The following is a 23,544-nucleotide window of genomic DNA, read 5'->3' on the forward strand; positions in this document are numbered from 1 at the left end:
CATTGTTAACCTTGCGGCTTAAACTTTAAGCAGTTACTTGCCCTGTCAATATTTTTAAAGAATTCCGGGCCTTTGTCATTAGTAAAGCAAACAGCCATAATTATCCCGGTATGGTCTTTTTGAAGAGTGATCAGCAGGGCATATTTGTAGCGTTTGGTTGCGGGCAGATCGAGCAGCGTTAGGAGGTATGATTTTCCTGCGTCGGCATTATATCTTGCCAATACTTCCGGAGGGATATTTTTTACAAAATATTTCGTTTCGCCGGTAAATGCCGCTGCGTGTGCATCGGCTAATGACACATAGGTTGAGTCAGGATTAGCGAGTTCAGCATTTGGAGCATTTTTCGATTTTTCATAGCTGGCCCAATTTTCTTTTTGTGATTTTACTGTAAACCAGATCTCAAAATCCTTACCGGGGATAGTCATTGCATAATCAAACGAAAAGTAGTCGTTATCAGGAGCCGGGATTTCCTTAAATCCCCTTGGAAATGTAAAAATAACATCTGCCTGAGCAGCAAGGTGGTTAAATTCGGCCAGCTGCGGGGTTACAGGGGCTACATGTTTAACAACAGCAACCGGGCGCTTAACAACCGGAACCGGACGCTTCGGCTGTGCGAGTGCCGGCGAAAAAAACGGCATACCCGCTCCAATCGCCAGTATTTGCATAATTCGCTTCAAAACCGCTTTCATTCCGGGGCAAACAATAGTATTATTAAACAATTAATCGGGAATCAATGTTAACAAAATTAAAATATAAATTTATAAAATAAACAATTAAGCATTATTAATATATCAGTTTAACCCGGTAATAAGTTGATTACGTTTAATTTAGATACATTCTTAACAATCGCAGCCCTTCTATCATTACTTCCCATAATAGTTTACAGTTTAACTGTTGAGAAACAACTAATGAGATAGTTAATTACCGGCTCAATCAACCAAAATCGTTATTTTAGCGGCAAAAATGCCCCTGTGAATTTAAATATGAATACATCCGCCTTTAAGAAAGCTTCCTCAAATTTATATACTTTGTTCATTTGCGCTTTGTTGTTTACTTCCTGTATTCAACATGTGCCGGAACGGGTGCAGTTTGAGGAAAAAAGAAAGGAAGACGCCATAAAATCAAAGGCGTTATTGAAAAGCATCCTTGGGATAAAATACACCGAAGTTAAGCGCACTTTTGATAACGGGCTTTCCTTTAGCCCGGTAGGTTATCAATTGGTCCCGGAATGGCGCATTTCCTTTCCCTCAACAGATTCGGTAAATATATACAGCCCAAAAAAGAAAAGGTTCCTGAACACACCGGTAATATTTGATCACGACTCCGTATACAACGTGGCTTGGGCCTGGCTTAAGTTAAGATATATCAAAAAGGACAGCATCCAGTTCATGGTGTTGCATGTACATAAAAACATCATCCAGGAGGAAAAATCGCATGTGTTCATGACCTTTTACACTAACGATTATATTAAAAATGTACTCAAGGCTGACCCGGCTACCATATGGAAACCCAGCCGTAAGGACACGTTATACATAAAGGCAAAAGCCGCGCTGGCTGCCAAAATTGCCGATAGCGCATTTGCCGGAACTCAACCCGCAATTTTAACGCCCAAAAGCAAACTTATCAGTGTAAAAAAACTGGTTACACCGCCCGACGATGTAAATGGAGGAATGGAGTATGACGATTATCTTTCGCCAACATACGAGGTAACCATTCACAAGGCTTATACTGATTTTTACTACTCCTATACCGCTTTTGTTGACGACCAGGGGGTTATAACCTTCCGCAAATCATTGCTCGCTACTATGCCTGAATACAAGGAGTCGTCTGACAATGCCATGAAGGGAATTACAGATGGCTACCTGAAATTGTACCTTGATGTAACACCCGGCAAAACGCTTGGCATCCCGCATAAGAGTATTATCTTTTTAAATGTAACAGGGACGAAGAAGTAGTCGGGAGTCGGGAGTCTTGAGTCCGAAGTCCTGAGTCAGGAGTACAAAGTCGTGAGAGAAGACATGCCATAATTTTGACTTTCGACTCAAGACTATAGACTACAGACTCCCTCATTAATTCGTTGTCAGCTTCATTTGGTGAAAACAATCGTCCTGGCTAGTGCATAGCACCATGGGCTGGCCTCCGGGTGCAAGCATAGTTGCCGGGTTCCAAAAACCAAAAATATACATCTGCCGCCAGGTTGCGCAATTCGGCATAAAGTCGCTATCGCCCCAATACCGGATCAGGCAATTGCCTACCCCTTTATAAAATGCGAATTCATCAGTATTCATATCAGCAATATGGTGGTGATGAATATGGGTGGCATGACAAAGCTCATGCGCTATCGTAAATGTTATCAGGCGGGTTATATTGTCATCGTAGTATTGGGCTACAACCGGCGATGCGTGGTTCACATCGATATTAACGTGAAATTCGGCGTTCGTAGCTGCCATAGCGGTTGCCATTCTTCGCGTAAAAGCTTCGTCGACCGGATGCTGACCAGGCAAAAATTCACTGGGTTTAAAAGGCTGCACGTTAACGATGTAGTTGGTCCATAAGTGAATTTCCTTTACTTCATCCGGCACAAACGCACCATTACCGCGACTCCCTGCGTCAACCCCTATCAACGGAATTGTGGTAGCCAGCGCTTTTTTCTGGTCGTCCCGTACGGCCAGGTTATCGTCGGCATATATGGCAATACCATGTAAATGCTTGTTGGTAGGGCTGTTAAAGTTCACCCACCGCCCGTAAGTTGAATTCATTATTGAATTTTCGAGACGTCCGTATTTTGAATTGCTGAAATGGTACACTTTTACATTTGTCACCTTTCCATATCCCAGCGCACCTGCCCTTATGGCTGCCTTATATGTTGCGCCAAAACCGGTCATATCCGCAAGCCCTATGGTAAAAAGCTCCTTAACCTGGGGCGATAGCTGGCTGTAAACCGGTTTAAAGTCGTCATCCTCTGTCAAAAACCCCCGATACTCGTCTATTAATGGAATGTTATCACCAAGGTTACCGTTATCGGGTGTTAAGTCTCTGTCCCAATTCGGGCCATAGCCGTAGCCCAAAATATGCTCATGTTCTTCCCAGTAGTCGGCAATTTTATTGTCGTCCTTATCATACGGAATGGTAATGTAGGTTTTGTTTTTATCATAATAAGGGCTCGCGTTTATCACGTCGCCATTATCGAGTGTAACTTCCGCCGTTAACCTGGCCCAGGCCCCGTAATCCATACAGGTTATTTGCACAATGGCCAGGCTGCCATTATTTATCACCGAGGTGGCAACACTGTCGGTGCATTTGCTTGGGTCAAAGGCGTTTAACCAGAAATATTTTGTACTATCAGATATTTTCAAATCAGCCTTATCATCAGCGCCTTCAAGCGGATAATTGCTATTAAAGCCTTTGTAATGGGTTATGTTTTTTAACGCATAACGTACAGTAAAATTTCCCGGGTAAAGTATATTGGGGTTGTTTTTGTCGTGTACTTCTACATAAAATTTTGAGCTGTCATCCCCTTTTGTATCGTCGCTGCCATCAACTTTGGGCCCCTTTGGCAACCATGTTTCGTATTTGCTCCTGGGCATTGGCTTTAACACGGCCTCATATTGTTGGTCAGGCCCGCCAATATCTGCTGTAAGGGTTTCAGTAATGTTTGCATTCTGCTCGCGCAGATATTGATGTTTGTAATAACTTATCTTAAAACCGTATGCTGTTTTGTCAACGTGTATATAAGCATCGTCGGGGTTAGTGGCAGGTGGAGTGGCCAAACCTACCATCTTCGCAAAATGAGGGTCGGTCATGGCATCCATGCCTAAACCGGTAGTGCCTTTGGTATCACTGTGGTTGCCTTTGTCATCGGCGCTGTAAGTGTGAATATTTATGGTAGCGCCCACACCTACAGTGGATATTACCTGCACCGGGTCGTATGTAAACGAAAAGCCCATGTTTATTATAGGCGGCTGTGTAACGATAATCGTATTTCCCCCTGCTCCGCTATAGTGGCTGTTTTCGCTGGCTGAACCGGTAATCGAGTTATCATTGACTGCCATAGACGAAAATGCCATTTGAGCGGCGACATCCTGGCCCTTGGTGGCCTGATCGGTAGTCATGTACTTTTTGTCTTTGTTGATGTTGTTGACCATCTTATCTATCTCGTCGGTATTTGCGCCTGCCGGATTCATCGCACATTTCACTATGGTGTGCCCGTTCGCTTCATATATCATCGGCGCCCTGGCCGATTTTCCAACACATAAATAAGTTGATTGCCCTGATGTCCCCCCGTTAGTATGCGTTTCCGAGACTGTTCTGGAATAGTAAAAGTGAACCGAAGTGTGCGTAGTATCATAATGATGCTGAATCAGCAGCTGGTCGCCATTGGGAATTACCCTTGCCTCGTGCTTCATTACTGCTTTCATCAATGAGTCGCGAAATTTCATCATTTGCTGCGGCGTCATGGTCATCATTTTGCGGGCCATTTCCTTTGCTTGCTCATCGGTAGGTGTTTGTGCCTGTGCTGTTAGGCTGATCATTAAAAGCAACGCAAGTAATTTCATTACACAAATAATATTTTTCATGATGCTGGTATTGGTTTATAATGCATATTTATCGTTGATACAAAATTGATGGATACAATTACCTCTGCCCTCTGCAGCATTTCCGTACCTGTTAGGCCGCCCCTGCTCGTTGTTAACACCCGTTCCATCTCCCGATGTACATAGGTGTGTGCCGGTCCGCTCTGCATAAGGGGCCGAAGTGTTGATCACAAAAATTTCGGTGCTGGTTTTCGATTCGCAATAGGCCAGGGCATTATCGTAGCGCATAATACAGTCTTCGTTCCCGCTGAACGAGCCATGCCGTGTACCGATGATCAAGCCATTACCCGATACGGCCAGCATGGTTTTAAAAGTCTGGTCGTTGGTAAGGATTTGTGTATGGCTGCTTCCTTCCCAAAAAAGTTTTACCCTGTTTGTGCCATTCACCAGCCAGAAATTATTATCGGCCGGCGTAAACGTCGAACGGTTTAAGCCATTGTACTCACCATTGTCGCCATGATGATATATGTGCGAATCATGCAGCATTTCATGGGCAATAGTTACCGCGTATTCATCCGTCCTGATTATCTGGCTTCCGTTCGGATCAATAGTTGTCTTTCCTGTTCTGTCAACATTGGCCCTTACTTCTGCAAATGCCCCGGGTGCGGGGCTGAGGTTTGTAGCAACATAAATAAAGTAGAAGTTTTTCGGGGTGCCCAGTTGCCGCGGAATTTTAGTTGCAGCCTGTGAATCGCGTGAATTTGATGCGTGGTATAAAGCAATTCCGTGTTGATTAACGCTGTGCAATTCGGGCAAGTAGTTAAAGTTCAGGAATTTATTTTCGTCGATGGGGGTAACACCTTTCTCAACAGCAAGGTCGCCTGCCCCCTCTTCCATGTTCGTTTCAACTATGCCAAACTCGCTATGCAAAAACCGGTTATGCGTTTTAACAAGGCTAACCGTACCAGCACCCTTCAAGGCATTTTCATACATAGCCATGGCATCCCTGCTTCGGTCGGTATTAATGCCATTATACACCATTACATCCTTAACCTTTGGGTCGCCGTTTATGTGCTTTTTATTTTCTATGAAGCCCCGGTATTCTTCGTAAAGCGTAAAGCCATCACCGGGATAACTGTCATCACCGCCCATTTTTTCATCATCTGCAAGGTCGTTCTTGTCAAGGCAATGGTATTTTGTTTTAAACCAGGTTGCCACTTTTGAGTTTCCATCGCGCTTTGGTAAAAGCAGGAACTCGCTTCCGGATGTGCGCTCCTTCGCGTCAATTACAGTGCCGTCCGTAAGTGTTACATGGGCCACCAGCTTGGCATATCCACCCCAATCAAACGAATAGACCCGGATGGTATAATTGTTATTGACCGTTGAGGTTGCCTGCAGATTTTCTATCGCAGTATCAGGCTGATCACTAATTAGCTGCAACTGCATATCCGCAAGCCGGCTTATCGGGTCGCCTGCCTGCGGGCTGTTGTATTTTTCTTCACTTTCGCTTGGGGCATTGCTTGCATAACCTGGCACGCGGCTCACCTCATCAGTTGGCAACTCCCAGCTTATGTGGGTTATTTGGTTTGTAAAGTCTTGCCCCTGCTGCGTACGGCTTTCTACTTTTATTTTTATGTCTATGTAATTCCCATGCGGACCAACGGTGGATCGGTAACCCTCCGGCATCCATTGCTCATATACCTGCTGACCACCAACCGGCTCAAAATAGGCTATGTATTTGTCATCATTTGCAGGCGAGATCCTGATGGTGAGCGTACCGGTGAAACTGTGTGTTTGTATATGTTTACCGGTGCCTGTCCTGGTATTTTCGTTATAGTTGCAGGTGATGGTAATATTATTCCCTTGCATTACAAGTTTGCCATTATCATTGGTAGCAGACGGATGCACGTCCGGCGTATCAATCAGCGATGCGCCGAGGTTATCGGTATGGGTTCCTTTAAATATAACTTTTGCGGCAGCACTCCAATGTGTCGGGCTTTCATAATTAAGCGAAATACCCAGCACCGGACCATCAATGGCTGAAGCGCTTTCATTATAAGTATACGAGCCGCCTGTGTTAATATCGTGCCCGGTGGAAGTTACGCTTCCGCTAACTGCCTTGTTCACAATAGCGCTAGGCGGCGTTTCCAATACAATCTTGCCAAGGTATTTAAACAAATAGGTAGTCAATTTTACCGAACATTGCCCGTTTCCTTTAAAAGTAGCGTAACCCGTATCGCCATTGCTGCGGTCGTCCTGGGTGTAATTATAGGTCATCTCAACCTTGCACTTTGTGTACAAGGGGTTATTCTCATACCTGGCGTTACCTTGTTTGGTTTTCAATGCTCCAAGTGCTGTTACAGCCTGGTCATACCCTATCCGGTTTTTTATTTTTGTTACAGTATCCAGCTTTTTGGCCAAATATTCCTTTTGCTTGGCCTGCATCTCGTTTAACAAAGCTATCCCCTCCTGCGGGGTACGCACATGCTTTATCTTTTCCTTATAGGCTTGCATTATGCGCTGAAACTCCGCATCATCTGCATTTTGGGCAAATGAAAACAAGCTTAAAAGCATTAATGATATCACAAGGATGTACCTGCGCATGGCTCTCTTTATTGATTGATTTATAGGTTACTTAATCACATTCAGAAGCAATTAGCGAATCGGGCAGACCGGGATCGCCCCGGTCCGCACGCCCGAAACGCACTCCCTAATCGAGTTTCTTAAGCCAGTAAGCGCAAATTTTGTATCCACGCCGGCAAAGCGTTCCATTTTTACACATGGAACACCCGGAACAAAGTGAAACACTTTGATTATCAAATACTTGCAATTTTAACAAATTAAGACTTACGTAAGTAACTGATAATCAATTACCATACTATTAATTATTATTTTTCAATCAGGTCGCTTAATTTCTTCCAGTCAACCAGCTTTATGGCTTCGTCAATATCTGCTGAATCGCCCTTAAATGTTACTACTATATTTTGAACCACCAGCTTACCTATGCGGGTTTTGTCGAACCCTATTGCATAGCGGGTTGTAGTAAGCCCGTCGTCACCCGCCGAGGTTGCCTTGTTGGTTACCGGTTTACCCAGGAATACTACCGCGTTATCATAATAATTCCCCGAAAGACTTACACGGCCTCCATCCGTTATAGGGCACTCAACAGACCGGATGCCCTTTACTGCAAGTGTTGCCGATACCGGTAATGAGATAGTTACCGGAGGCGTTTTACCGCAATAAGATAAGGGGAACGCACCCGTTACACCCGATGAAATATTGGCGAACACATAAATTTCCAGCTTACTTTTGTTGGTCGCTTTAAGGCAGGTTGCCACCTGCCGGCCATTTGTATAATCCGTTATCCCTTTCATGGCAGCCATCATCAGGCCGCTGCTTTGGTCTTCAGGCATGGTAAAATCTACCTGCCAGTTCAACGCCCATGGGTCGCCATGGCCAATGCTGGTTGGAATGTCGGCAGTGCAATCGTGCCATTGAGTTGGGATGTCGCACCAATATTTTATAGCATCAAAACTATTTTCCGGAGCAGTCTTCCAGTCCTTGTAAGTATGTGGGACTGATGAATATAATGCCTGGTGCAGGTTGTTTAAAAATGCTGTTTCTGCAGGGGTTTGTTTCCGAAAACCTGGCTTTGTGTCTTTTTTCTGTGCCTGCAGGCATAAAGCGAAGCAAGCAAAAAGTATGAGTAAAGGGATTTTTTTCATCTGTGATAATCTTGATATGCTTTCCTTATTTTAAACACGCCGTATACGGTGCCGCGGTTAAAGGTTTTATCCTGGCCGGTCTTGTTGTTCCATATGGTTGAGCTGATGGTGCCTGTAATAAAGTCGCCATCCATGCTGGTAATGGTAAGGGTGCCGCCGCAATGCAATTTTTGAAGGCTTTGATTTCCCTGCATTGAACATGCGCAAATCTTTACGCTCGGCCGTATATCAGGGGTAAAATATATCGCATTTGACTTACCGTTAAAAGGATGCACCCCTTTAGTCAACCCGCCGGTATAAGTGATCATCATTATACCATTGCCGGCAGACGTGTGGCTGCCCGGGCCCATATCGCGCCCAAGGCCTATAAACTTTATTACGGTTACGTTATTTGCAGGGTCGAAAATAGCATTTGCATTACTTGTAAGGCTCACCAGGTTTACATCACTGGATTGTAAGGCCGCATCAACCTGGCTTTTTTTGGCCAGCAGCCTTGCCCGGTCAGCAGCTGGGATACGGGCCAGTATGGCAGGGTCGACGGCTGCAACAGTTGATGGGTTTGTAGCAGACGCTCTAGCGCCGGTGGTTTTTTGACTGTAGCGGGCATCGTTAATGCCTGATGCAGGTACATTAAAGGCAAATATGTTATCACCATCCTCAAAATACAAAGTCTTCAGCAATACTACCTTTGGCATGTCGTGCCCTGTTGGGATCAGGTCTACCGATATCACAATCGTGTTATCCCGGGGGGCTTGCGACGGCGCTGTGTATCTTATGTTAAACTCATCAGTAATGTCAATCGAACCGCCGCCTTGTATTATCTTCCAGTTTTGCGCGTGGTAAACAAAAGTCATTCCGGCATTGGCAAGGGTACGTGCCGCGTCAGATGCGTGAACATCCCGGCCATCAGTTGTTGCTTCGCCCGTGTGGCTATCAACCGCGGGCGGGATAAAGACATTTACATTTAGTTGAGCAACCTCACCGGCCGACAAAATTGATTTATCGGCTTCTAACGAGAATCTTCCACCTCTCATCGCCTGTACCAGGTCAGGTGGATATTGCGCAAACAGTTTTGCGGATAATAGTATAAATACTACGATGCTAAAATATTTTTTCATGGTTTGTTTATTTTACTTCGAGCTTAACTTCCCTAATCACCGCATAGCTGCCCTGGTGGGTTTCGCCACCATCTGAGGTAACATTAAAATTAAAGTTCATTGAGCCTTTTAGTGCGGCAAGGGCATTCCACACAGGCTTATCGCTTTCATTGCTAAAATTTACCAGCAATACTGCCTGGGTATAGCCCCCGGCTTCGGGCAGGCTTTTGTCACCGCTTTTTATTTGCAATGACCGGCTGAATGCGATATCGCTGTTATCACTTTCAGGCTCAAACGTGCCGTAAAACGATAGCACATCGCCGCCCTGTGCTTTAAACTTGTAGGTAATGGTAAGCTGGATGCTTCCGTTCGCGGGAATGGCAAAATGCAGGTGGTCATTGCTTACGCCAACTGATGGCCGCCAGTTGGCAAGTACGCCTTCGCTCACACATTTATTTTTCACCGCCATGGTAATGCTGTCCTTAGTGACAAATACATTTTTACAACCGGGCGCATTATTATTATCCCATTTTATAAATGGCGGCAATGGTACGGTTTGGGCATGTGTGGCAGCCACTACTAACAGCAGCGCTACCAGGTAAAATTTATTTTTCATGTTTTTGATAGATTTATTTTAACTATCGGGATGAAATCTTAATCAATTACTTTTAATACAGTGTTGGTTATAGCGATGGGTTTAAAACCCATCGCTATGGAAAAGCCGCATTTATTTTAAATGCAATCTCCATGGGTATTGGGTTCGCTACAAATCATGCTTACACAGGTATAAGTTGCCGTTAGAAAGATCAACATCTAAAAAAACTATCACCTCCTTATTGTCGATTACTACCTTCGTAGGCGATGATGCGTTTTCAAAAACGGTACCGTCAGAAAAATACAAGCCGCGGTAACCTTCCCAGGCCATGCCTGTTTCATTGGCATTTAAAAAGAGTAATTTCAGGTCTATGGGATTATTAAAGCCGTTGTAAAACAAAGCGCCATTTCTTTCCAGCACTTTTGAACTGGGCACATAAAAAACATTCCCGGTATTGCGCAGCCACATTTGGTTGTTCGTTGTATTCTTAACAGGCTGCTTTGCCCCGTTATTCATGTAAACTACCATCTCAGTGGGTGAAAAAGCACCAACCGATTTACCGTCGGGGCTTATCATTGGCATTGTGCCGGCAAGCTTTGGCAATTGCACCTTTAATCCGCTTGACGAAACTAAATGATAGTTCATTCCGCCTGTAAAACTCGCACCGGATACAGCAATAACGCTCGAGTCGGCGTTATGGGCCACCTGGAACATGGCGAAACCTCCTAGTCCTTTCCCGTTAAATGTCATCGACTGATCTGCCTTACCCGGGATCATACCAGATGATACACTGCGTCCATCCTTCATTATTGCATGGCCCTGGTCAGTTTGCGTAAAGTCTATACTTCTTTGCTCCCATTCGCTGCCATTTTTTAATGAATTACGGATGCTCATATCAGGCGTTTCGCCCGTTTGCTGCAGCACACCACCTTTATAGCTGTACATCGCCATATTATAATCGGCTATTTTGGCAACAATCTGGTTGTTCACTACTTCAACCGACCGAAACCATATATCAAATCCGTCAGGGCTGGCATTGCGGCGTTGTTGGGAGAAGTTCATCAAAATGGTACCAAACTTGGCAGGGTCGGTATACTTGATAGCAGTCCCATCAGGTGCAGTCGAGGTACTGGGCGCGGCCTGTCCTGTTACCTGGCTCTTTGCGCTTTGTGCTGCGCCGCCGGTCAACTTATTTTTCAATTTGTTAAACAGCTGTGCCGATGCCATATTGGCTACAGCCAGGAACACCAAGGTATAAATTACTTTTTTCATTGTTGTAGGTTTATATATTAATCAGCGTATAAAAACAACACCCTGCGTTAATACCGGCACTGTTTACAGCACGCCTAAAATCTTGTCAATTTGGTTCTGAAGAATTTATCACGGTTGCTCCAAGAGCCAGCCCGAGCAAAAATTATTAATAGGCGTTTTCGATTGGATCAATACACCATTGGCGGCAATACACAGGTACCCCCCCGTCATCAGGTTACGGAAACGGTATACATTCTGATCGTTTGTGGTTTCCATGGTCCAATACCCTGCACGGTCGGCGTAATTGTCGGTAAACGTAACGTAGCCGCGCTGGTCAACCAACAGATAATTTTCCTTCCACCTGTTTTTTATGCTAACGTAATGGCTGTTGGGGATATCAAGTACCTGCCATTGCGCGCTCCACCAACCGGCATCAATATTTGTTGCCTGCGGTGGGCCCTGCTGGTTATTCAGGTACATATTGTTAAAGTTGTTCTTAAGCTTTACAAATTCAAGCCCGTCTGCCGGTTGTTGCTGGGGCGGCGGCGGTTGGTTGTATTGGCCGCCTGCCACGGGCACCAGTTGCGGGCCGCCAATTGATGCCGAAGCAAGTGGTGTTAGCTGGCTTGCCAGGTAAGTTACCTGCATATCAGGCAGCGTATTTAAAGGCGTAATTAAAATTGCGCTGGTGCTTATGGTTTGGCCGGGTTTAATCCAGTAGCCTATCTGCACAAATTGTTTCTCCTGCTTATTGCTTTTGGGGTCGCATTTATTGTCAACTAACGCCAGTACATTGCAGGCCTCGGCATTAATAATGGCTTCCTTTGATGTGAGCCTTGCGCCGGTTGCGTTTAAACAATTGAACTGGGCCAATTGGTCCGATACGTTGTTCAGTATGTTCCAACCCTGTTTATAAAGCATTATTTTACCCTGATTGGTGGTGTTACGAACATAAAAGCTTACCGAATAGCGGCTAAAATCGCCTTTATTACTAACGGCTTTAACTTCGGTTGACTTGATGGTGTAGCCCAATTCAAGGCCATCAACCAGCGCGGGCTGTTTATCGGTTATGGCGAAGGTGGCGGGCTGTGCAGTTACACTGCAGTAAACCAGCATACTCATGCTGATTAAAAAAAACATCTTTTTCATTTCTCGTTAGGGTTTAAACAGGCCGGTTATAGGGTTCCCGGCCTGTGGTTTGTTAATTTTTTATGCCGTGCGAAGCATGGGTTTGTTATCGGGTTTGCTTATTCGCCCCCTGATCCGGATATGGTACCGGTAACGTCAGTAGTTACCGTGTTTTTCGGATCTGTGTTATCAAAGTTTGTCCCTTTGATAACGATTGATGGCATCGTGACTGAAATTTTGCCTGCCGCGCTTACGACCACGGTTATTGATGTACCGTCTAAGCCGGTAGTGCCATACAAGCCTTGCTTGGCTACCGTTACCTTGTCAATTACCAAAGCGCCTACCTGCCCGGCGGTCATTTTAGAAACATCGCCAACTACTGTGTAAGTACCGGCTTTGGGCCTCGCGGTGCCTTTCCAGAAAAATATAATAGCTGCCTGCGCCGATTTGTCTGCCGATTGACCGGTTATGCCCAGCGCATTCAGGTTTTTTACTTCGCCTGATATTGAAGTAGCTGAGTCAGCTCCCGCGGTTTCTGTGTAGGTAGTTCCGTTAACCGTAAACTTATACGTTGGTTTGGCAGGCGTAGGGTCGCTTGAAGTTTTGCACGACGAATAAGCAAATGCTGACGCCGCGACCATAATTAAATAAATTACTCTCTTTTTCATGGTAGTTGTTTTTGGGTGATTTTAATTTTTATTGATTTCCAGATTATTACATTTTTACAAATTCAACCCTGCGGTTATTGGCCTTGCCTTCAGGGCTAACATTATCGCTGATTGGTTTGGTGTCGCCAAAGCCTTTGGTAGTAAGCCGGCTTGCGTCAACGCCCATGCTTGTCAGCTGTGCCTTAACTGCGTCGGCGCGTTGTTGCGAAAGTGTTGCATTATGAGCAGCCGTGCCTGAATTATCGGTGTGGCCATCTACCTCAAATTTCAAGTCGGGATTATCCTTTAGCACACCAACTATCATATTAAGGGTACCCATGCTTTCAGGCTTTATGGTGGCTTTGTCAATATCAAAGTTTATCCCATGGGTAATTATTTTTGCATCGGTAAACTTTTTGCCAAGCATATTCATGCCGCCACCATTGGCAACACGCACATTGGAAATTATGATAGGATGGTTTGGATCACCAATACCCTCAATGTCAAATGCATGAGGCTTAGTGCCCAGGTTTGGCGCAACCGCAACGCGGTATTGATCAAGATATACCTTTATCTGATTGTTGCGGTATGCAATAGCTATGTGATGCCATTTATTCAGGTACTTTTCACCAACAATATCTGCAGGAATTGTGCCTGATAAATCAAGGCCGGTCGTTTTATTTATAACCGAAATTACATCTGTTCCGAAAGTTACATTGGCCTGGTCGCTTGATGCAGCAGTTGCATTGGCGTTACTGCTATAGAAATATAATTTGGGGCTATATCCGCCACTGTTATATTCATCAAACTCAATAGTAAAGGCATCGCCGAGGTAAGATGGAGATTTAATTAACGGGCTAACATGTGCATAGTTACCATCCGTTAATAAAAATGCCGGCCTGCCGGCTATCGTGTTTACCACAGCCTGGCCCGCTCCAAGGTTCCAGTGCGCCGGGAACTCGCCGTTCTGGTCATCGGCAAAGCTGTCATCAAACACAATCTGGTCGCCGGGTACAAAATCGTAATTATTATAGGCAGATATAGGGCCGCCTGTTTGTGATCCCATGGCCGGTGACGTTGGCGGCGGCAAACCTACCGGGGCACTGGCCGGCGCTGCGGCAGGTGCAGGATCAGCTTTTTTCTTCTTTTTAAATAATCCTTTAATAGCACCGGCAGCCTGGCTTACGCCATTATCAATGGTGCTTGTTTCTGTATGATTAACCTCACTGGTGCCGGCCTCTTTGGCCACCTCTCCGGGTTTTAAGATCTGTGCATGCCCTACCTGGCTCAAAGCGCCAAGGGCAATTGTGGCAAGTAGGATTTTAAAATACTTCATGATATTTTTTTGTTTTAAATAACTGGTGAATGTTTTTAATACTTATTATAATCCAAAAGTATTTTGTTGACGGTCAAGAGTATACTCCCTAAAAAGGGAGTTTTTTTCTGAGAAAATAAATCTCATTTTTACATTGCGACATATATATAATATATAGTAATAAATGAGGTACCTGTTTTTGCTGCTGATGCTTACAATGGCGATATCCTTTAAGGGTGTTGGCCAGGATATGAATGCAGCCGATAAATCAAAATATTTTAAAGCGGTAAAAAACGCGATGGACGACAGCACAAAAATGATGGCCCTTATGGGCCTGGGCTATAACGTTTACTCGGGCAATAAACCCGATTCAGCATTGTACTATTATAATCTGGCTTATAAAATTGCGGTCAAGCTAAAAAGCACGCCGGGGTTAATAAAGTACTATGCCTGTTACGGCGACATCCTTTCTTTCAGGGGGATGCATTACGAAGCGTTAGATATGTCGCTTAAAGCTGTAGCGCTTGCTGATAAAAGCAAAAACGATCATTTTATAGGCGCTGCTTATAATAACCTTGCCGGGAGCTATACCGATCTTTCAAATATCGACCAGGCATACGCCTGCTATCTAAAGTCGATTGCGGCTTATGAAAGGCTCAACGATAAAAAACACCTTGCGGCAGTTTACGCCAACGTATTGGGGATCTTTTTTTCTGTCGGGCATTCCCCCGAAAAGGCATTGGAATATGGCTTAAAGGCCATTGAAGTTAGCCGGTCCATAAATAACACCTACGCACTTCAAGAGGCTTTGTTAAACGTGAGTGCGGTATATACAAACATGGGGAAATTAAATAAAGCACTCGCATTATTGAAGGAGGCCAAGGCAGTAAGCGAAAAGATAAATGACAAAATATCACTATTAAGCGTACTGGTGGGGTACAACAATATTTTTGTGCTGCAGAACAGGTACGACGAATTAAAAAATTACACAGATGAAATTGTACGGTTGTGCAAAGATACGGGGAATGGCAGGGTGCTTGCTGATGCAGAATATTTTTATGCTTTATACGACTTTAATAAGAAGAACTACCCCTCGGCGAAAGATCACCTAAAAAAATCATTGGCTATCTCCAATCAATACAAAGGCGTTAGGATCGATCAAAAAGTTTACAGCAAGCTCGGCGATGTAGAATTACTTACCGGTAATATAGCTGGCTACCAGAATAACCGGGCATTGGAAGACTCATTACGGGCTAAATTACATTCGGACCAGATGCTGAAAAATAGCCAGGAACTGGAAGCCAAATACAACGTATCAAAAAAAGAGGCCGAGATCAGCAACCTGAACAAGGAAAAAAAGATCAGGGAGCTTACCCTGCAAACGCGCACCATTTACATAGTGGTATTAACCTGTGCCCTGGTGGTATTATTAATTATAGGCTGGCTTGTACGTAATAACAGCATCCGCAAGGAGCGGTTGCTGATTTCGGAACGGGAACTAAAGGAGCAACAGATCCAGACACTGGAAAGAGAAAAGGAACTATTATTGACACAGGCCCTGATGGAAGGGCAGGAGGCTGAACGCAGCCGCCTTGCCAAGGATCTTCATGATGGGCTTGGCGGAATATTAACAGGTACTAAATATTCTTTAAGCAGTATGAAACAAAACATGATTATTAGTGCAGACAACGCTGCCGCCTTCGAAAAAACAATGAACATGCTCGACCAATCTATTTCTGAGCTAAGGCGGGTGGCACACAACATGATGCCCGAAAGCCTGCTTAAACTTAGCCTGGACGGAGCTATTGAGGATTATTGTCACCAGGTTACCAATAGCGGCGCGTTAAAGGTAATTTATCAAAGTTTTGATATCGATAAACTCGTTGCCGAAGAGGCTGTGAAGATTGCAGTGTACCGTATTGTGCAGGAGTTAATAAACAATGCGGTTAAGCATGCTTCGGCAAAAACAGCCATTGTTCAAATAACGCTTAAGGAAAATATATTGGGAATAACCGTTGAGGATGATGGTAAAGGTTTTGAGCTGGCGAATTTATCGTTTGCTGACGGAATGGGATATAAAAATTTAAAGAGCCGTGTTGACTTTTTGAAGGGGAATATAGATGTTAAGTCGGAACGGGGCAAAGGAACTTCAATACTTATTCAATTACCCGTGTAACATGATAAACATAATCCAGGTCGAGGACCACTGCTTAGTTACTGAAGGTGTGAAGGCGTTCATCACCGCCGAGCCTGATATGTGCTGTATGGCTACCTGCGCCAGCGGCGAAAATCTGATGCAGGTTTTAAAAAGCCATCAGCCTGATGTAATACTAATGGACGTTAACCTGCCCGACACAACCGGTATTGAGCTGTGCAAACTGGTAAAGGATAAATATCCGGCAATAGTGGTCATTGCCCTGAGTATAAACAATCAACCGGGGATTATCCGTAAAATGGTTGAAAGCGGCGCCAGTGGCTATGTTTTAAAGGATGTATCGCGGCAAGAGATCTTAGAGGCCGTAAGAACAGTGGCGAAGGGCAAAACTTATTTCAGTCGCTCAGCCTCGGTAGCATTACGCAAACCCGAAACCGACGATCTCCCGCCACTAACCCGCCGTGAGCGCGAAGTCCTGGAACTAATTGCCGATGGTTACACCAACCCGCAAATTGCGGAAACCCTTTTCGTAGATGTTACCACTATCGATTTTCACCGCAAAAACATGCTATCTAAATACAAAGTGAAAAATACGGCGGCTTTAATAAAGGTTGCGGTGAGTAATAATTTGATATAGTTATTAAGCAATCGCCGGAGCACCTTCCGCAAGCGCCGTCACGTCGCTATCGGCTGATTGTTTCAATTCGCCCCGCCTTGTCCAAAAATATATTGCTGTGATCAGGCATATTACCGGCAGCACCGCGCCAAACTCATCAATAAAATATTTAGTATGACCGGTATCCTTTGTGAGCGGTGTAAAAAAGTTTTGGATAAACAGGTTATGACTCGCGTGAAGAATGGCTGCTGTCCATAGGCTACCTGATTTTAACCTAAACCAGGTAAAAACAAAGCTTATGCTTACTACCATAACCGTAAAGCAGGTAAGGCCGAACCAGGCTGGTGTACCACTGTTATAATCAGCATATATCAATATCGGAAAATGCCAGAATGCCCATATAAAGCCAACAATTAGTGACGTTTTGGTATAGCTGGCTGTTTTATACAACTCAGGGACTAAAAATCCCCGCCAGCCAATCTCCTCGCCCAGCCCTGTTGATAAGCTTGCCACCATGCCTATTATCGCGGTAAAAATAAAATAAAGTAATATCACCAGGCCATTAGGTAAATGGTCCCAGCCGAATGCCTTTGCAATTTGGGTAACAGCTGCGGTGTTGTAAAATCTACCCCAGCCTGCAATCCAAACCACTAAATAGGCAACCGCACTGTATATTAGGGGAACGAGGTACGCCCATAGCTGGTAGCGCGATTTATTCCAGCCCCAGGCCAGGCTGCTGATTTTTCGTTTTAGAATTAGGCAGGTTATAAATGCCGATATTGCTGGTGTCCACATTAGGCCGGTAACGTACATGCCAAATCCACTGCCGAGTTTCCCGGTATGAATCACTAAGAAATAATAAATAGCGCTTATAGCAAAATTGATCAATAGAAAATAAGCGATTGCTTTACGGCTTTGGTTTGCAGGCTGTTCCATTCGTAATGAAAATTTTGATGATAATGAATATTACAATAAATGTAATTATTTCATTCAACAAAAAATTGCAGGCTTTAATTTATCGCTGGGCTACTGCCTCATCCGCCAGCTTCATCAAATCAAAATAACGCTCATTGCGCCCCGTATTTTTTATGTAGAAGGTCATCAAAAAGCCGCAATACTTTTTATCGTTGTTTACCCACGGAAAGCTGCCGAATAAGCCCGGGCTGCTAACTATATTGTTACCCATGGTCCATTCGCCGTAACCATAGCCCAGGCCATGTGCCTCGGCGGGCGAGTAGGCAATTTTCACATCCGGCGTAAGCCGGTTTACCTGCATTTGGGCAATGCTTTTTTCGCTGAGGATCCTTTTATTATTAAACACACCCGTATTCATTATCATCACCAAAAAATTAAGATAGTCCTCGGGTGTGCTTAGGGCCCCGCCCGCTGGCAGGGCAACCTTCTTTTTTCCAAAATCTGTATTTTTCATATTCAGTGGCCCGGCAATCCTTTCGGCAAACAGGGTTTCAAAACTCTTCCCGCTAATCTTTTCCAACACCGCTCCGGCAATTTGTAAACCTGTATTGCTGTAGTGGAATGTTTTGCCGGGTTCTCCCTCCATCGGCATTTTGGCAATGGCTTCCATAACTTCATCCATACTATTTGCATTAACAACATCCTTTATGTTTTCCTTTAATTCAGGCGCCTGGATGCCGGTAAGGTGCGACAGGCATTCACTAATGGTGATCCCGCCCTTACCATGTTGAGATAATACCGGCAGATATTTGCCCACGGTATCTGTTAGCTTTAATTTACCCTCGTCAACAAACGTCATTACAAGCGCCGCACTGTACCATTTGCTGCAGCTGGCAATATTCAACCGTGTTGATGGAGTATAGTCATCCATATCGGCGGTTTTTCCCTGGCGTTTAGCAATAAACCTTGTTGCCATTTTTTGCTTCAGGTTCATGTTGCCTGCCGAATGCGTATAAACAACTTTACCATCTTTATAGATCATTAAAATGGCCCGGCCGCCCATTTCGGCTGCATTGTCATCAATCCAGGCATCAAGCTTTTTGAAATTATTTTGAGCACATAGCCTGCCACAGCAAAGCAGTAACAAGGTAATAGTTAATATTCGGTGGATGTTCATTGTGTTTGAATTATCTACAGCATAAACTTACTCAAATTATAGCTGCGGGTTTCAAAATTTAAGGTAAACCTGTTAAATGTAAGGGTGAAGTATCTATATGAGGATCTAGGTTAATAGACCTGACTGGCATTTATCCGTACAATAATCTTAAAAATACATTGTTGAATAGACAGTTGTTTATTTAGATTTGAAGTTCATACATAACCGAAAATTAATGAAAAGCGAAGTCTCTCCTGGTGTTAAAACCATTGCTTTAGCCTGTTTTACATTTTTAGCTACAGTTAATAATCAGTCGTTCGCACAATCGGCAACGACTGTGAAACAAATTGATAACAGTGGACATAACAGCTATTATGTATCAAACAAATCGCCGTTAAAACAGCAATATTTTATAAAACTGCCGGTTACTGCTATAAAGCCCGGCGGCTGGTTAAAAAAACAGCTGGAACTACAACGCGACGGCCTTACCGGTAACCTGGGCGAAATCAGCGTGTGGCTTACCAAAACCGATAACGCCTGGAACAGTAAAACCGGCAAGGGAAAATACGGCTGGGAGGAACTCCCTTACTGGCTTAAAGGGTATGGCGACATGGCATATATGCTGCGCGATCCAAAAATGCTGAAGGAAACAAAATTCTGGATCGAAGCGGTTTTGAAAAACCAACGTGCCAACGGCGATTTTGGCCCGGCAAATGAAACAAAACCGGGCAGGCGTGACCTTTGGGGCAATATGCCGATGCTTTGGTGCCTGCAATCATATTACGAATACTCGAACGATCCGCGTGTGATTAAGCTGATGAACTCCTATTTTAAATATGAGCTGAACGTTCCGGATAACCTGTTTTTGAAAGATTACTGGGAGAACAGCCGTGGCGGCGATAACCTCATCAGCGTTTACTGGTTGTACAATCGTACCGGCGAAAAATGGCTGCTCGACCTTGCCACAAAAATCGATAAAAACACCGCCAATTGGCGTCAGGCAAATAACCTGCCCAACTGGCATAATGTAAACGTTGCTGAATCGTTCCGCGAACCGGCAACTTTCTGGATGCAGAGCAAAAACCCGGCAGACCTGCAAGCTACTTATAACGACTTTAAACTGGTCCGTGATATTTATGGACAGGTGCCGGGCGGGATGTTTGGCGCTGATGAAAATGCACGCAAGGGTTATGATGACCCGCGCCAGGCAGTTGAAACCTGCGGCATGGTTGAACAAATGACCTCGGATGAGTTTTTATTGCAATACACCGGCGATACCTTTTGGGCTGATAACTGCGAAGATGTAGCTTTCAATACCTTCCCGGCTGCATTTACCCCCGATTACCGGGGCCTGCGTTACTTAACAGCACCTAACATGGTGGTAAGCGACAGCAAAAATCACGCACCAGGTATTGACAACGACGGACCATTTCTGAATATGAACCCGTTCAGCAGCCGCTGCTGCCAGCATAACCACTCGGCCGGTTGGGTTTACTACGCCGAAAACAGCTGGATGGCAACACCGGATAACGGCCTTGCAGCCCAACTATTTTCAGAGGGCTCAGTTACCGCAAAGGCAGGCAATGGCAAACATGTAACCATTGAAACAACAACTAAATACCCCTTTGACGACCAGATCGATATGAAAGTAACAACCGACGGTGCTAATTCATTTCCTATCTACTTACGTATTCCGGCATGGTGTAATGGTGCAATGGTAGAGGTGAATGGCAAATCTATTACGGTTGATGCGCAAGGCGGTGAATATATTAAATTGAACAACAAATGGAAAAACGGTGACCGCATTACCTTGCAGCTGCCAATGAAGATCCAAACCCGTGAATGGGAAAAGAACAAAAACAGCGTAAGTGTAAACTATGGCCCGCTTACCTTCTCGTTAAAAATTGATGAGAAATATGTAAAGAGCACCAATAGTAAGGACATAGCAGTGGCCGATGCCAAATGGCAGCCAACTGCCGACCCTGCGAAATGGCCCGTGTTTGAGATCTACCCGGCATCTGCATGGAACTATGGCCTGTTACTGAATAAGACAGATCCTGCCGAGTCATTTAGGGTGGAGAAAAGAGCATGGCCTGCTGATGGCAACCCGTTCACTAACGACAATGCACCCATAAGGTTATTAGCAAAAGGCAAACAAATCCCGGATTGGAAGATAGATCAATACGGACTATGCGGATTGTTACCGGTTAGCCCGGTTAAAACCGAAGAGCCAAAAACAAGTATTACACTGGTGCCTATGGGTGGGGCAAGGTTAAGGATCTCATCGTTCCCTGTAGTACAGTAAAATATTAGCGGAAAAAGATTGGATAACCTTTAAGAGGTAGTCAAAGTTAAATTATTCAATAAAAATGAATATCAAATATTTAACTCAACTCAGTAACAATCTAACTGTTACGTCAACGCTTTCGAGTGTCGCTAGGAAACTTGAACCATTGTCAATGGATCAAATAATAGCTTTGGAGGCAAGCTACAATGGTGGCAGGCCTTTCCCTACTGTGCTGAGAGAACTTTTATACATAGCAGGACAAAATTGTTATGTTTTAGACTATGGGCCTAACGATTCACAAAATGAATTACAGGAGTGGGTGCGGGAAAGCCTATTAGCAGATAACGACAGACAAATTTCCAGGCCTTTTTTCGCAGTAGATATGTACGGTGGAGATAAGTTTTTATTTGTATATCTCGATGAAGGAAAAGACGATCCTGACCTTTATGAAGCTACGCCCTATGATGAGCCCGAAGCAATTTGGATCAGCTATATTAATGGCACACTCAGCACCCTAATTAACAATCGACTGATTAACATATTAAGCGGCTATAATCCTTTTTAATTTACGAAATGGCAAAGCTTTGACAACTTTCAGAAAGTTGTCAAAGCTTGCTTATTCATTCCTCCAGGTGCTTCAAATGTTCTGTACCATTTGTATTTTTAGGGTTTAACTCCAACGAACGTTTGAAGTTTTTAATGGCAAGTTCCTTATCCCCCATATTTTCATAAGCTTCGGCAAGGCTGTCATAGGTGTTATAGCTTTCGGGGTAAAGGCTAACATTTAACTTAAAGATCTGCAAAGCCTGCTCTTTTTTACCTTTTCCTGCAAGTTTATATGCCCAGTTATTCACATCATTTTCTACCAGGCTAAAACCGGGGTTATCTTTCTTTAGTTCGCCAACTATTTCAATGGCCTTATCAAAACCTCTTTTCTCCAATTCGGCCAGCAGTTGATTTATTGCAGGTGAAAAGCCAAATCCATCAGATGCAATCTGCGCCGGAGTATAATAATTTTCGTTGAAGATTTTTTCAGCTATCTTACCGAGATCATTATTTGCAGTTTGAGAAAATTGATTCACCAATAAAACCACTCCAAAATTCATTTCGGGGTAAAGCATAAAATAGGTGGTAAAGCCCAGGGTGGTTCCGTCATCGTGGATGGTTAGCTTTCCGTCTCCCGTTTTATTAATGAACCAGTTTAGTCCAAGCGCAAAAGTATTCACATCTCCCCATACAGGTTGATGCGTCATTTTTACTGCAGGATCCTTTTCATCAAGCTGAAATCTTATATATTTTATCATATCATCTATGCTCGAATGTAAACCACCGGCAGCCCACGCATCTTTCGGAATATACGGCATAGCCATCCCTTTGTCGTTATAGGCTGTAGCTAAAAGACCTGCTTTATCTGCCGGGACTGTCATAAAAGTATGGTCCATTTTAAGCGGCCCGGTAACGTATTCCCTTAGCAATTCCTCGTAAGGTTTTTGATAGATATTTTCCAGGATTATGCCCAGTAGCTGAGCTGCTACATTAGAGTGCGCCGGAATTATTCCCGGAACAGTATCCACTTTGGCTTTGTGCAAATCTGCCAGCAGGTTTTCCTTTGTGTAACCGTTGTGCAGCTTGGCCATGGCGAAAGACATGGAATCCGGGCTTAGATTCTTAAATGCGTCTGGCTTATCAGGCAAATTATCAGGCAGACGCGAAGTAAGATTTACGAGGTGAAGCAGTTGAATTGGTTTCCCTTTATATTCAAGATTGGGGTAATTTCCCTTCAGGTACTTACGGATGTCATCGTCCAGTTTTACCCTTTTCTCCAATACTGCATGAGCCAGCAAAAGGCTCCCGAATGTTTTGGTTATTGAGCCAATTTCATATAGCGTTTGTCCGGTTGGTTTTTGGTTTTCATCTTTTTTAATACTGCCGTAGTTATATTGATATGTTTTACCATCCTTAATAACTCCGGCAGAAAACCCAATCCACAAATTACCTTTTATAAAATCACGCGCCGCATGGTCAACAATGGTATCGATTTTTTGGCTATCCTGAGCAAAGGCGATGCACGTTGCCTGGCTTAGCACGACAATTACTAAAATAAGCTTTTTCACGTTTTATG

General features: G+C 44.2%; 18 protein-coding genes. 5 read left to right on the forward strand and 13 right to left on the reverse strand.

Going from position 1 to position 23,544, the window contains the following annotated elements:
* Positions 1 to 5: 5 nt before the first annotated feature.
* Positions 6 to 689, reverse strand: coding sequence for a hypothetical protein (locus KXD93_RS14920; RefSeq protein ID WP_258137967.1), 684 nt, complete (start codon positions 687 to 689; stop codon positions 6 to 8).
* A 294-nt stretch (positions 690 to 983) separates the two neighbouring features.
* Between KXD93_RS14920 and KXD93_RS14925 the strand changes: the two genes are divergently transcribed.
* Entirely contained in the window at positions 984 to 1,955 is a 972-nt protein-coding gene (locus KXD93_RS14925) for a hypothetical protein (RefSeq protein ID WP_258137969.1), read from the forward strand.
* 114 nt (positions 1,956 to 2,069) lie between these two features.
* On the opposite strand, the gene KXD93_RS14930 is transcribed toward KXD93_RS14925, so the two are convergent.
* From KXD93_RS14930 to KXD93_RS14970, 9 genes are all read right to left on the reverse strand, one after another.
* Positions 2,070 to 4,577, reverse strand: coding sequence for a hypothetical protein (locus KXD93_RS14930; protein WP_258137970.1), 2,508 nt, complete (start codon positions 4,575 to 4,577; stop codon positions 2,070 to 2,072).
* Positions 4,578 to 4,592: 15 nt separating this feature from the next.
* On the reverse strand, positions 4,593 to 7,139 hold the full coding sequence (locus KXD93_RS14935) for a hypothetical protein (RefSeq protein ID WP_258137971.1): 2,547 nt from the start codon (positions 7,137 to 7,139) through the stop codon (positions 4,593 to 4,595).
* A 284-nt stretch (positions 7,140 to 7,423) separates the two neighbouring features.
* Positions 7,424 to 8,260, reverse strand: a complete 837-nt coding sequence (locus KXD93_RS14940) for a hypothetical protein (RefSeq protein WP_258137972.1) — start codon at positions 8,258 to 8,260, stop codon at positions 7,424 to 7,426.
* Positions 8,257 to 9,378 carry a hypothetical protein gene (locus KXD93_RS14945; RefSeq protein ID WP_258137973.1) on the reverse strand — a complete coding sequence of 374 codons (1,122 nt, stop codon included), beginning with the start codon at positions 9,376 to 9,378 and terminating at the stop codon, positions 8,257 to 8,259. Before KXD93_RS14945 ends, KXD93_RS14940 begins: the two co-directional genes overlap by 4 nt.
* Before the next feature lie 7 nt (positions 9,379 to 9,385).
* On the reverse strand, positions 9,386 to 9,973 hold the full coding sequence (locus KXD93_RS14950) for a hypothetical protein (RefSeq protein ID WP_258137974.1): 588 nt from the start codon (positions 9,971 to 9,973) through the stop codon (positions 9,386 to 9,388).
* Between the two features lie 147 nt (positions 9,974 to 10,120).
* Complete coding sequence (locus KXD93_RS14955; protein WP_258137975.1) at positions 10,121 to 11,224, reverse strand: hypothetical protein; 1,104 nt, start codon at positions 11,222 to 11,224, stop codon at positions 10,121 to 10,123.
* A gap of 108 nt (positions 11,225 to 11,332) precedes the next feature.
* Complete coding sequence (locus tag KXD93_RS14960; RefSeq protein WP_258137976.1) at positions 11,333 to 12,352, reverse strand: RICIN domain-containing protein; 1,020 nt, start codon at positions 12,350 to 12,352, stop codon at positions 11,333 to 11,335.
* 98 nt (positions 12,353 to 12,450) lie between these two features.
* Entirely contained in the window at positions 12,451 to 12,999 is a 549-nt protein-coding gene (locus KXD93_RS14965; protein ID WP_258137977.1) for a hypothetical protein, read from the reverse strand.
* Between the two features lie 46 nt (positions 13,000 to 13,045).
* Positions 13,046 to 14,314 carry an OmpA family protein gene (locus KXD93_RS14970; protein WP_258137978.1) on the reverse strand — a complete coding sequence of 423 codons (1,269 nt, stop codon included), beginning with the start codon at positions 14,312 to 14,314 and terminating at the stop codon, positions 13,046 to 13,048.
* 163 nt (positions 14,315 to 14,477) lie between these two features.
* Here KXD93_RS14970 and KXD93_RS14975 point away from each other — a divergent pair, with 163 nt between their 5' ends.
* Together KXD93_RS14975 and KXD93_RS14980 are read left to right on the forward strand one after the other, a co-directional pair.
* Positions 14,478 to 16,469 (forward strand): tetratricopeptide repeat-containing sensor histidine kinase, encoded by a 1,992-nt coding sequence (locus tag KXD93_RS14975; RefSeq protein WP_258137979.1) that lies wholly within the window; start codon positions 14,478 to 14,480, stop codon positions 16,467 to 16,469.
* Position 16,470: 1 nt separating this feature from the next.
* The gene (locus KXD93_RS14980; RefSeq protein ID WP_258137980.1) at positions 16,471 to 17,085 is read left to right on the forward strand and encodes a response regulator; all 615 of its coding nucleotides are present in this window, start codon (positions 16,471 to 16,473) and stop codon (positions 17,083 to 17,085) included.
* 3 nt (positions 17,086 to 17,088) lie between these two features.
* Here KXD93_RS14980 and KXD93_RS14985 read toward each other — a convergent pair whose 3' ends face one another.
* Together KXD93_RS14985 and KXD93_RS14990 are read right to left on the reverse strand one after the other, a co-directional pair.
* Positions 17,089 to 18,000 carry a CPBP family intramembrane glutamic endopeptidase gene (locus KXD93_RS14985; protein WP_258137981.1) on the reverse strand — a complete coding sequence of 304 codons (912 nt, stop codon included), beginning with the start codon at positions 17,998 to 18,000 and terminating at the stop codon, positions 17,089 to 17,091.
* A gap of 79 nt (positions 18,001 to 18,079) precedes the next feature.
* The gene (locus KXD93_RS14990) at positions 18,080 to 19,156 is read right to left on the reverse strand and encodes a serine hydrolase domain-containing protein (protein ID WP_258137982.1); all 1,077 of its coding nucleotides are present in this window, start codon (positions 19,154 to 19,156) and stop codon (positions 18,080 to 18,082) included.
* Between the two features lie 214 nt (positions 19,157 to 19,370).
* Here KXD93_RS14990 and KXD93_RS14995 point away from each other — a divergent pair, with 214 nt between their 5' ends.
* Entirely contained in the window at positions 19,371 to 21,440 is a 2,070-nt protein-coding gene (locus KXD93_RS14995) for a beta-L-arabinofuranosidase domain-containing protein (RefSeq protein ID WP_258137983.1), read from the forward strand.
* A gap of 154 nt (positions 21,441 to 21,594) precedes the next feature.
* Positions 21,595 to 21,987, forward strand: coding sequence for a hypothetical protein (locus KXD93_RS15000; protein ID WP_258137984.1), 393 nt, complete (start codon positions 21,595 to 21,597; stop codon positions 21,985 to 21,987).
* A gap of 55 nt (positions 21,988 to 22,042) precedes the next feature.
* Here the strand turns inward: KXD93_RS15000 and KXD93_RS15005 are convergent, their stop codons facing one another.
* A complete protein-coding gene (locus KXD93_RS15005) occupies positions 22,043 to 23,536 on the reverse strand; it encodes a serine hydrolase (protein WP_258137985.1) in 1,494 nt (497 codons plus the stop codon).
* Positions 23,537 to 23,544: the final 8 nt, after the last annotated feature.

It is taken from the genome of Mucilaginibacter phenanthrenivorans, from assembly GCF_024721155.1.
Lineage (GTDB): Bacteria > Bacteroidota > Bacteroidia > Sphingobacteriales > Sphingobacteriaceae > Mucilaginibacter > Mucilaginibacter phenanthrenivorans.

What these genes read in the sequence shown, in the direction of transcription:
- KXD93_RS14920 (WP_258137967.1), bottom strand. Translation starts at nt 689, where the DNA reads ATGAAAGCGGTTTTGAAGCGAATTATGCAAATACTGGCGATTGGAGCG.
- KXD93_RS14925 (WP_258137969.1), top strand. Translation starts at nt 984, where the DNA reads ATGAATACATCCGCCTTTAAGAAAGCTTCCTCAAATTTATATACTTTG.
- KXD93_RS14930 (WP_258137970.1), bottom strand. Translation starts at nt 4,577, where the DNA reads ATGAAAAATATTATTTGTGTAATGAAATTACTTGCGTTGCTTTTAATG.
- KXD93_RS14935 (WP_258137971.1), bottom strand. Translation starts at nt 7,139, where the DNA reads ATGCGCAGGTACATCCTTGTGATATCATTAATGCTTTTAAGCTTGTTT.
- KXD93_RS14940 (WP_258137972.1), bottom strand. Translation starts at nt 8,260, where the DNA reads ATGAAAAAAATCCCTTTACTCATACTTTTTGCTTGCTTCGCTTTATGC.
- KXD93_RS14945 (WP_258137973.1), bottom strand. Translation starts at nt 9,378, where the DNA reads ATGAAAAAATATTTTAGCATCGTAGTATTTATACTATTATCCGCAAAA.
- KXD93_RS14950 (WP_258137974.1), bottom strand. Translation starts at nt 9,973, where the DNA reads ATGAAAAATAAATTTTACCTGGTAGCGCTGCTGTTAGTAGTGGCTGCC.
- KXD93_RS14955 (WP_258137975.1), bottom strand. Translation starts at nt 11,224, where the DNA reads ATGAAAAAAGTAATTTATACCTTGGTGTTCCTGGCTGTAGCCAATATG.
- KXD93_RS14960 (WP_258137976.1), bottom strand. Translation starts at nt 12,352, where the DNA reads ATGAAAAAGATGTTTTTTTTAATCAGCATGAGTATGCTGGTTTACTGC.
- KXD93_RS14965 (WP_258137977.1), bottom strand. Translation starts at nt 12,999, where the DNA reads ATGAAAAAGAGAGTAATTTATTTAATTATGGTCGCGGCGTCAGCATTT.
- KXD93_RS14970 (WP_258137978.1), bottom strand. Translation starts at nt 14,314, where the DNA reads ATGAAGTATTTTAAAATCCTACTTGCCACAATTGCCCTTGGCGCTTTG.
- KXD93_RS14975 (WP_258137979.1), top strand. Translation starts at nt 14,478, where the DNA reads ATGAGGTACCTGTTTTTGCTGCTGATGCTTACAATGGCGATATCCTTT.
- KXD93_RS14980 (WP_258137980.1), top strand. Translation starts at nt 16,471, where the DNA reads ATGATAAACATAATCCAGGTCGAGGACCACTGCTTAGTTACTGAAGGT.
- KXD93_RS14985 (WP_258137981.1), bottom strand. Translation starts at nt 18,000, where the DNA reads ATGGAACAGCCTGCAAACCAAAGCCGTAAAGCAATCGCTTATTTTCTA.
- KXD93_RS14990 (WP_258137982.1), bottom strand. Translation starts at nt 19,156, where the DNA reads ATGAACATCCACCGAATATTAACTATTACCTTGTTACTGCTTTGCTGT.
- KXD93_RS14995 (WP_258137983.1), top strand. Translation starts at nt 19,371, where the DNA reads ATGAAAAGCGAAGTCTCTCCTGGTGTTAAAACCATTGCTTTAGCCTGT.
- KXD93_RS15000 (WP_258137984.1), top strand. Translation starts at nt 21,595, where the DNA reads ATGGATCAAATAATAGCTTTGGAGGCAAGCTACAATGGTGGCAGGCCT.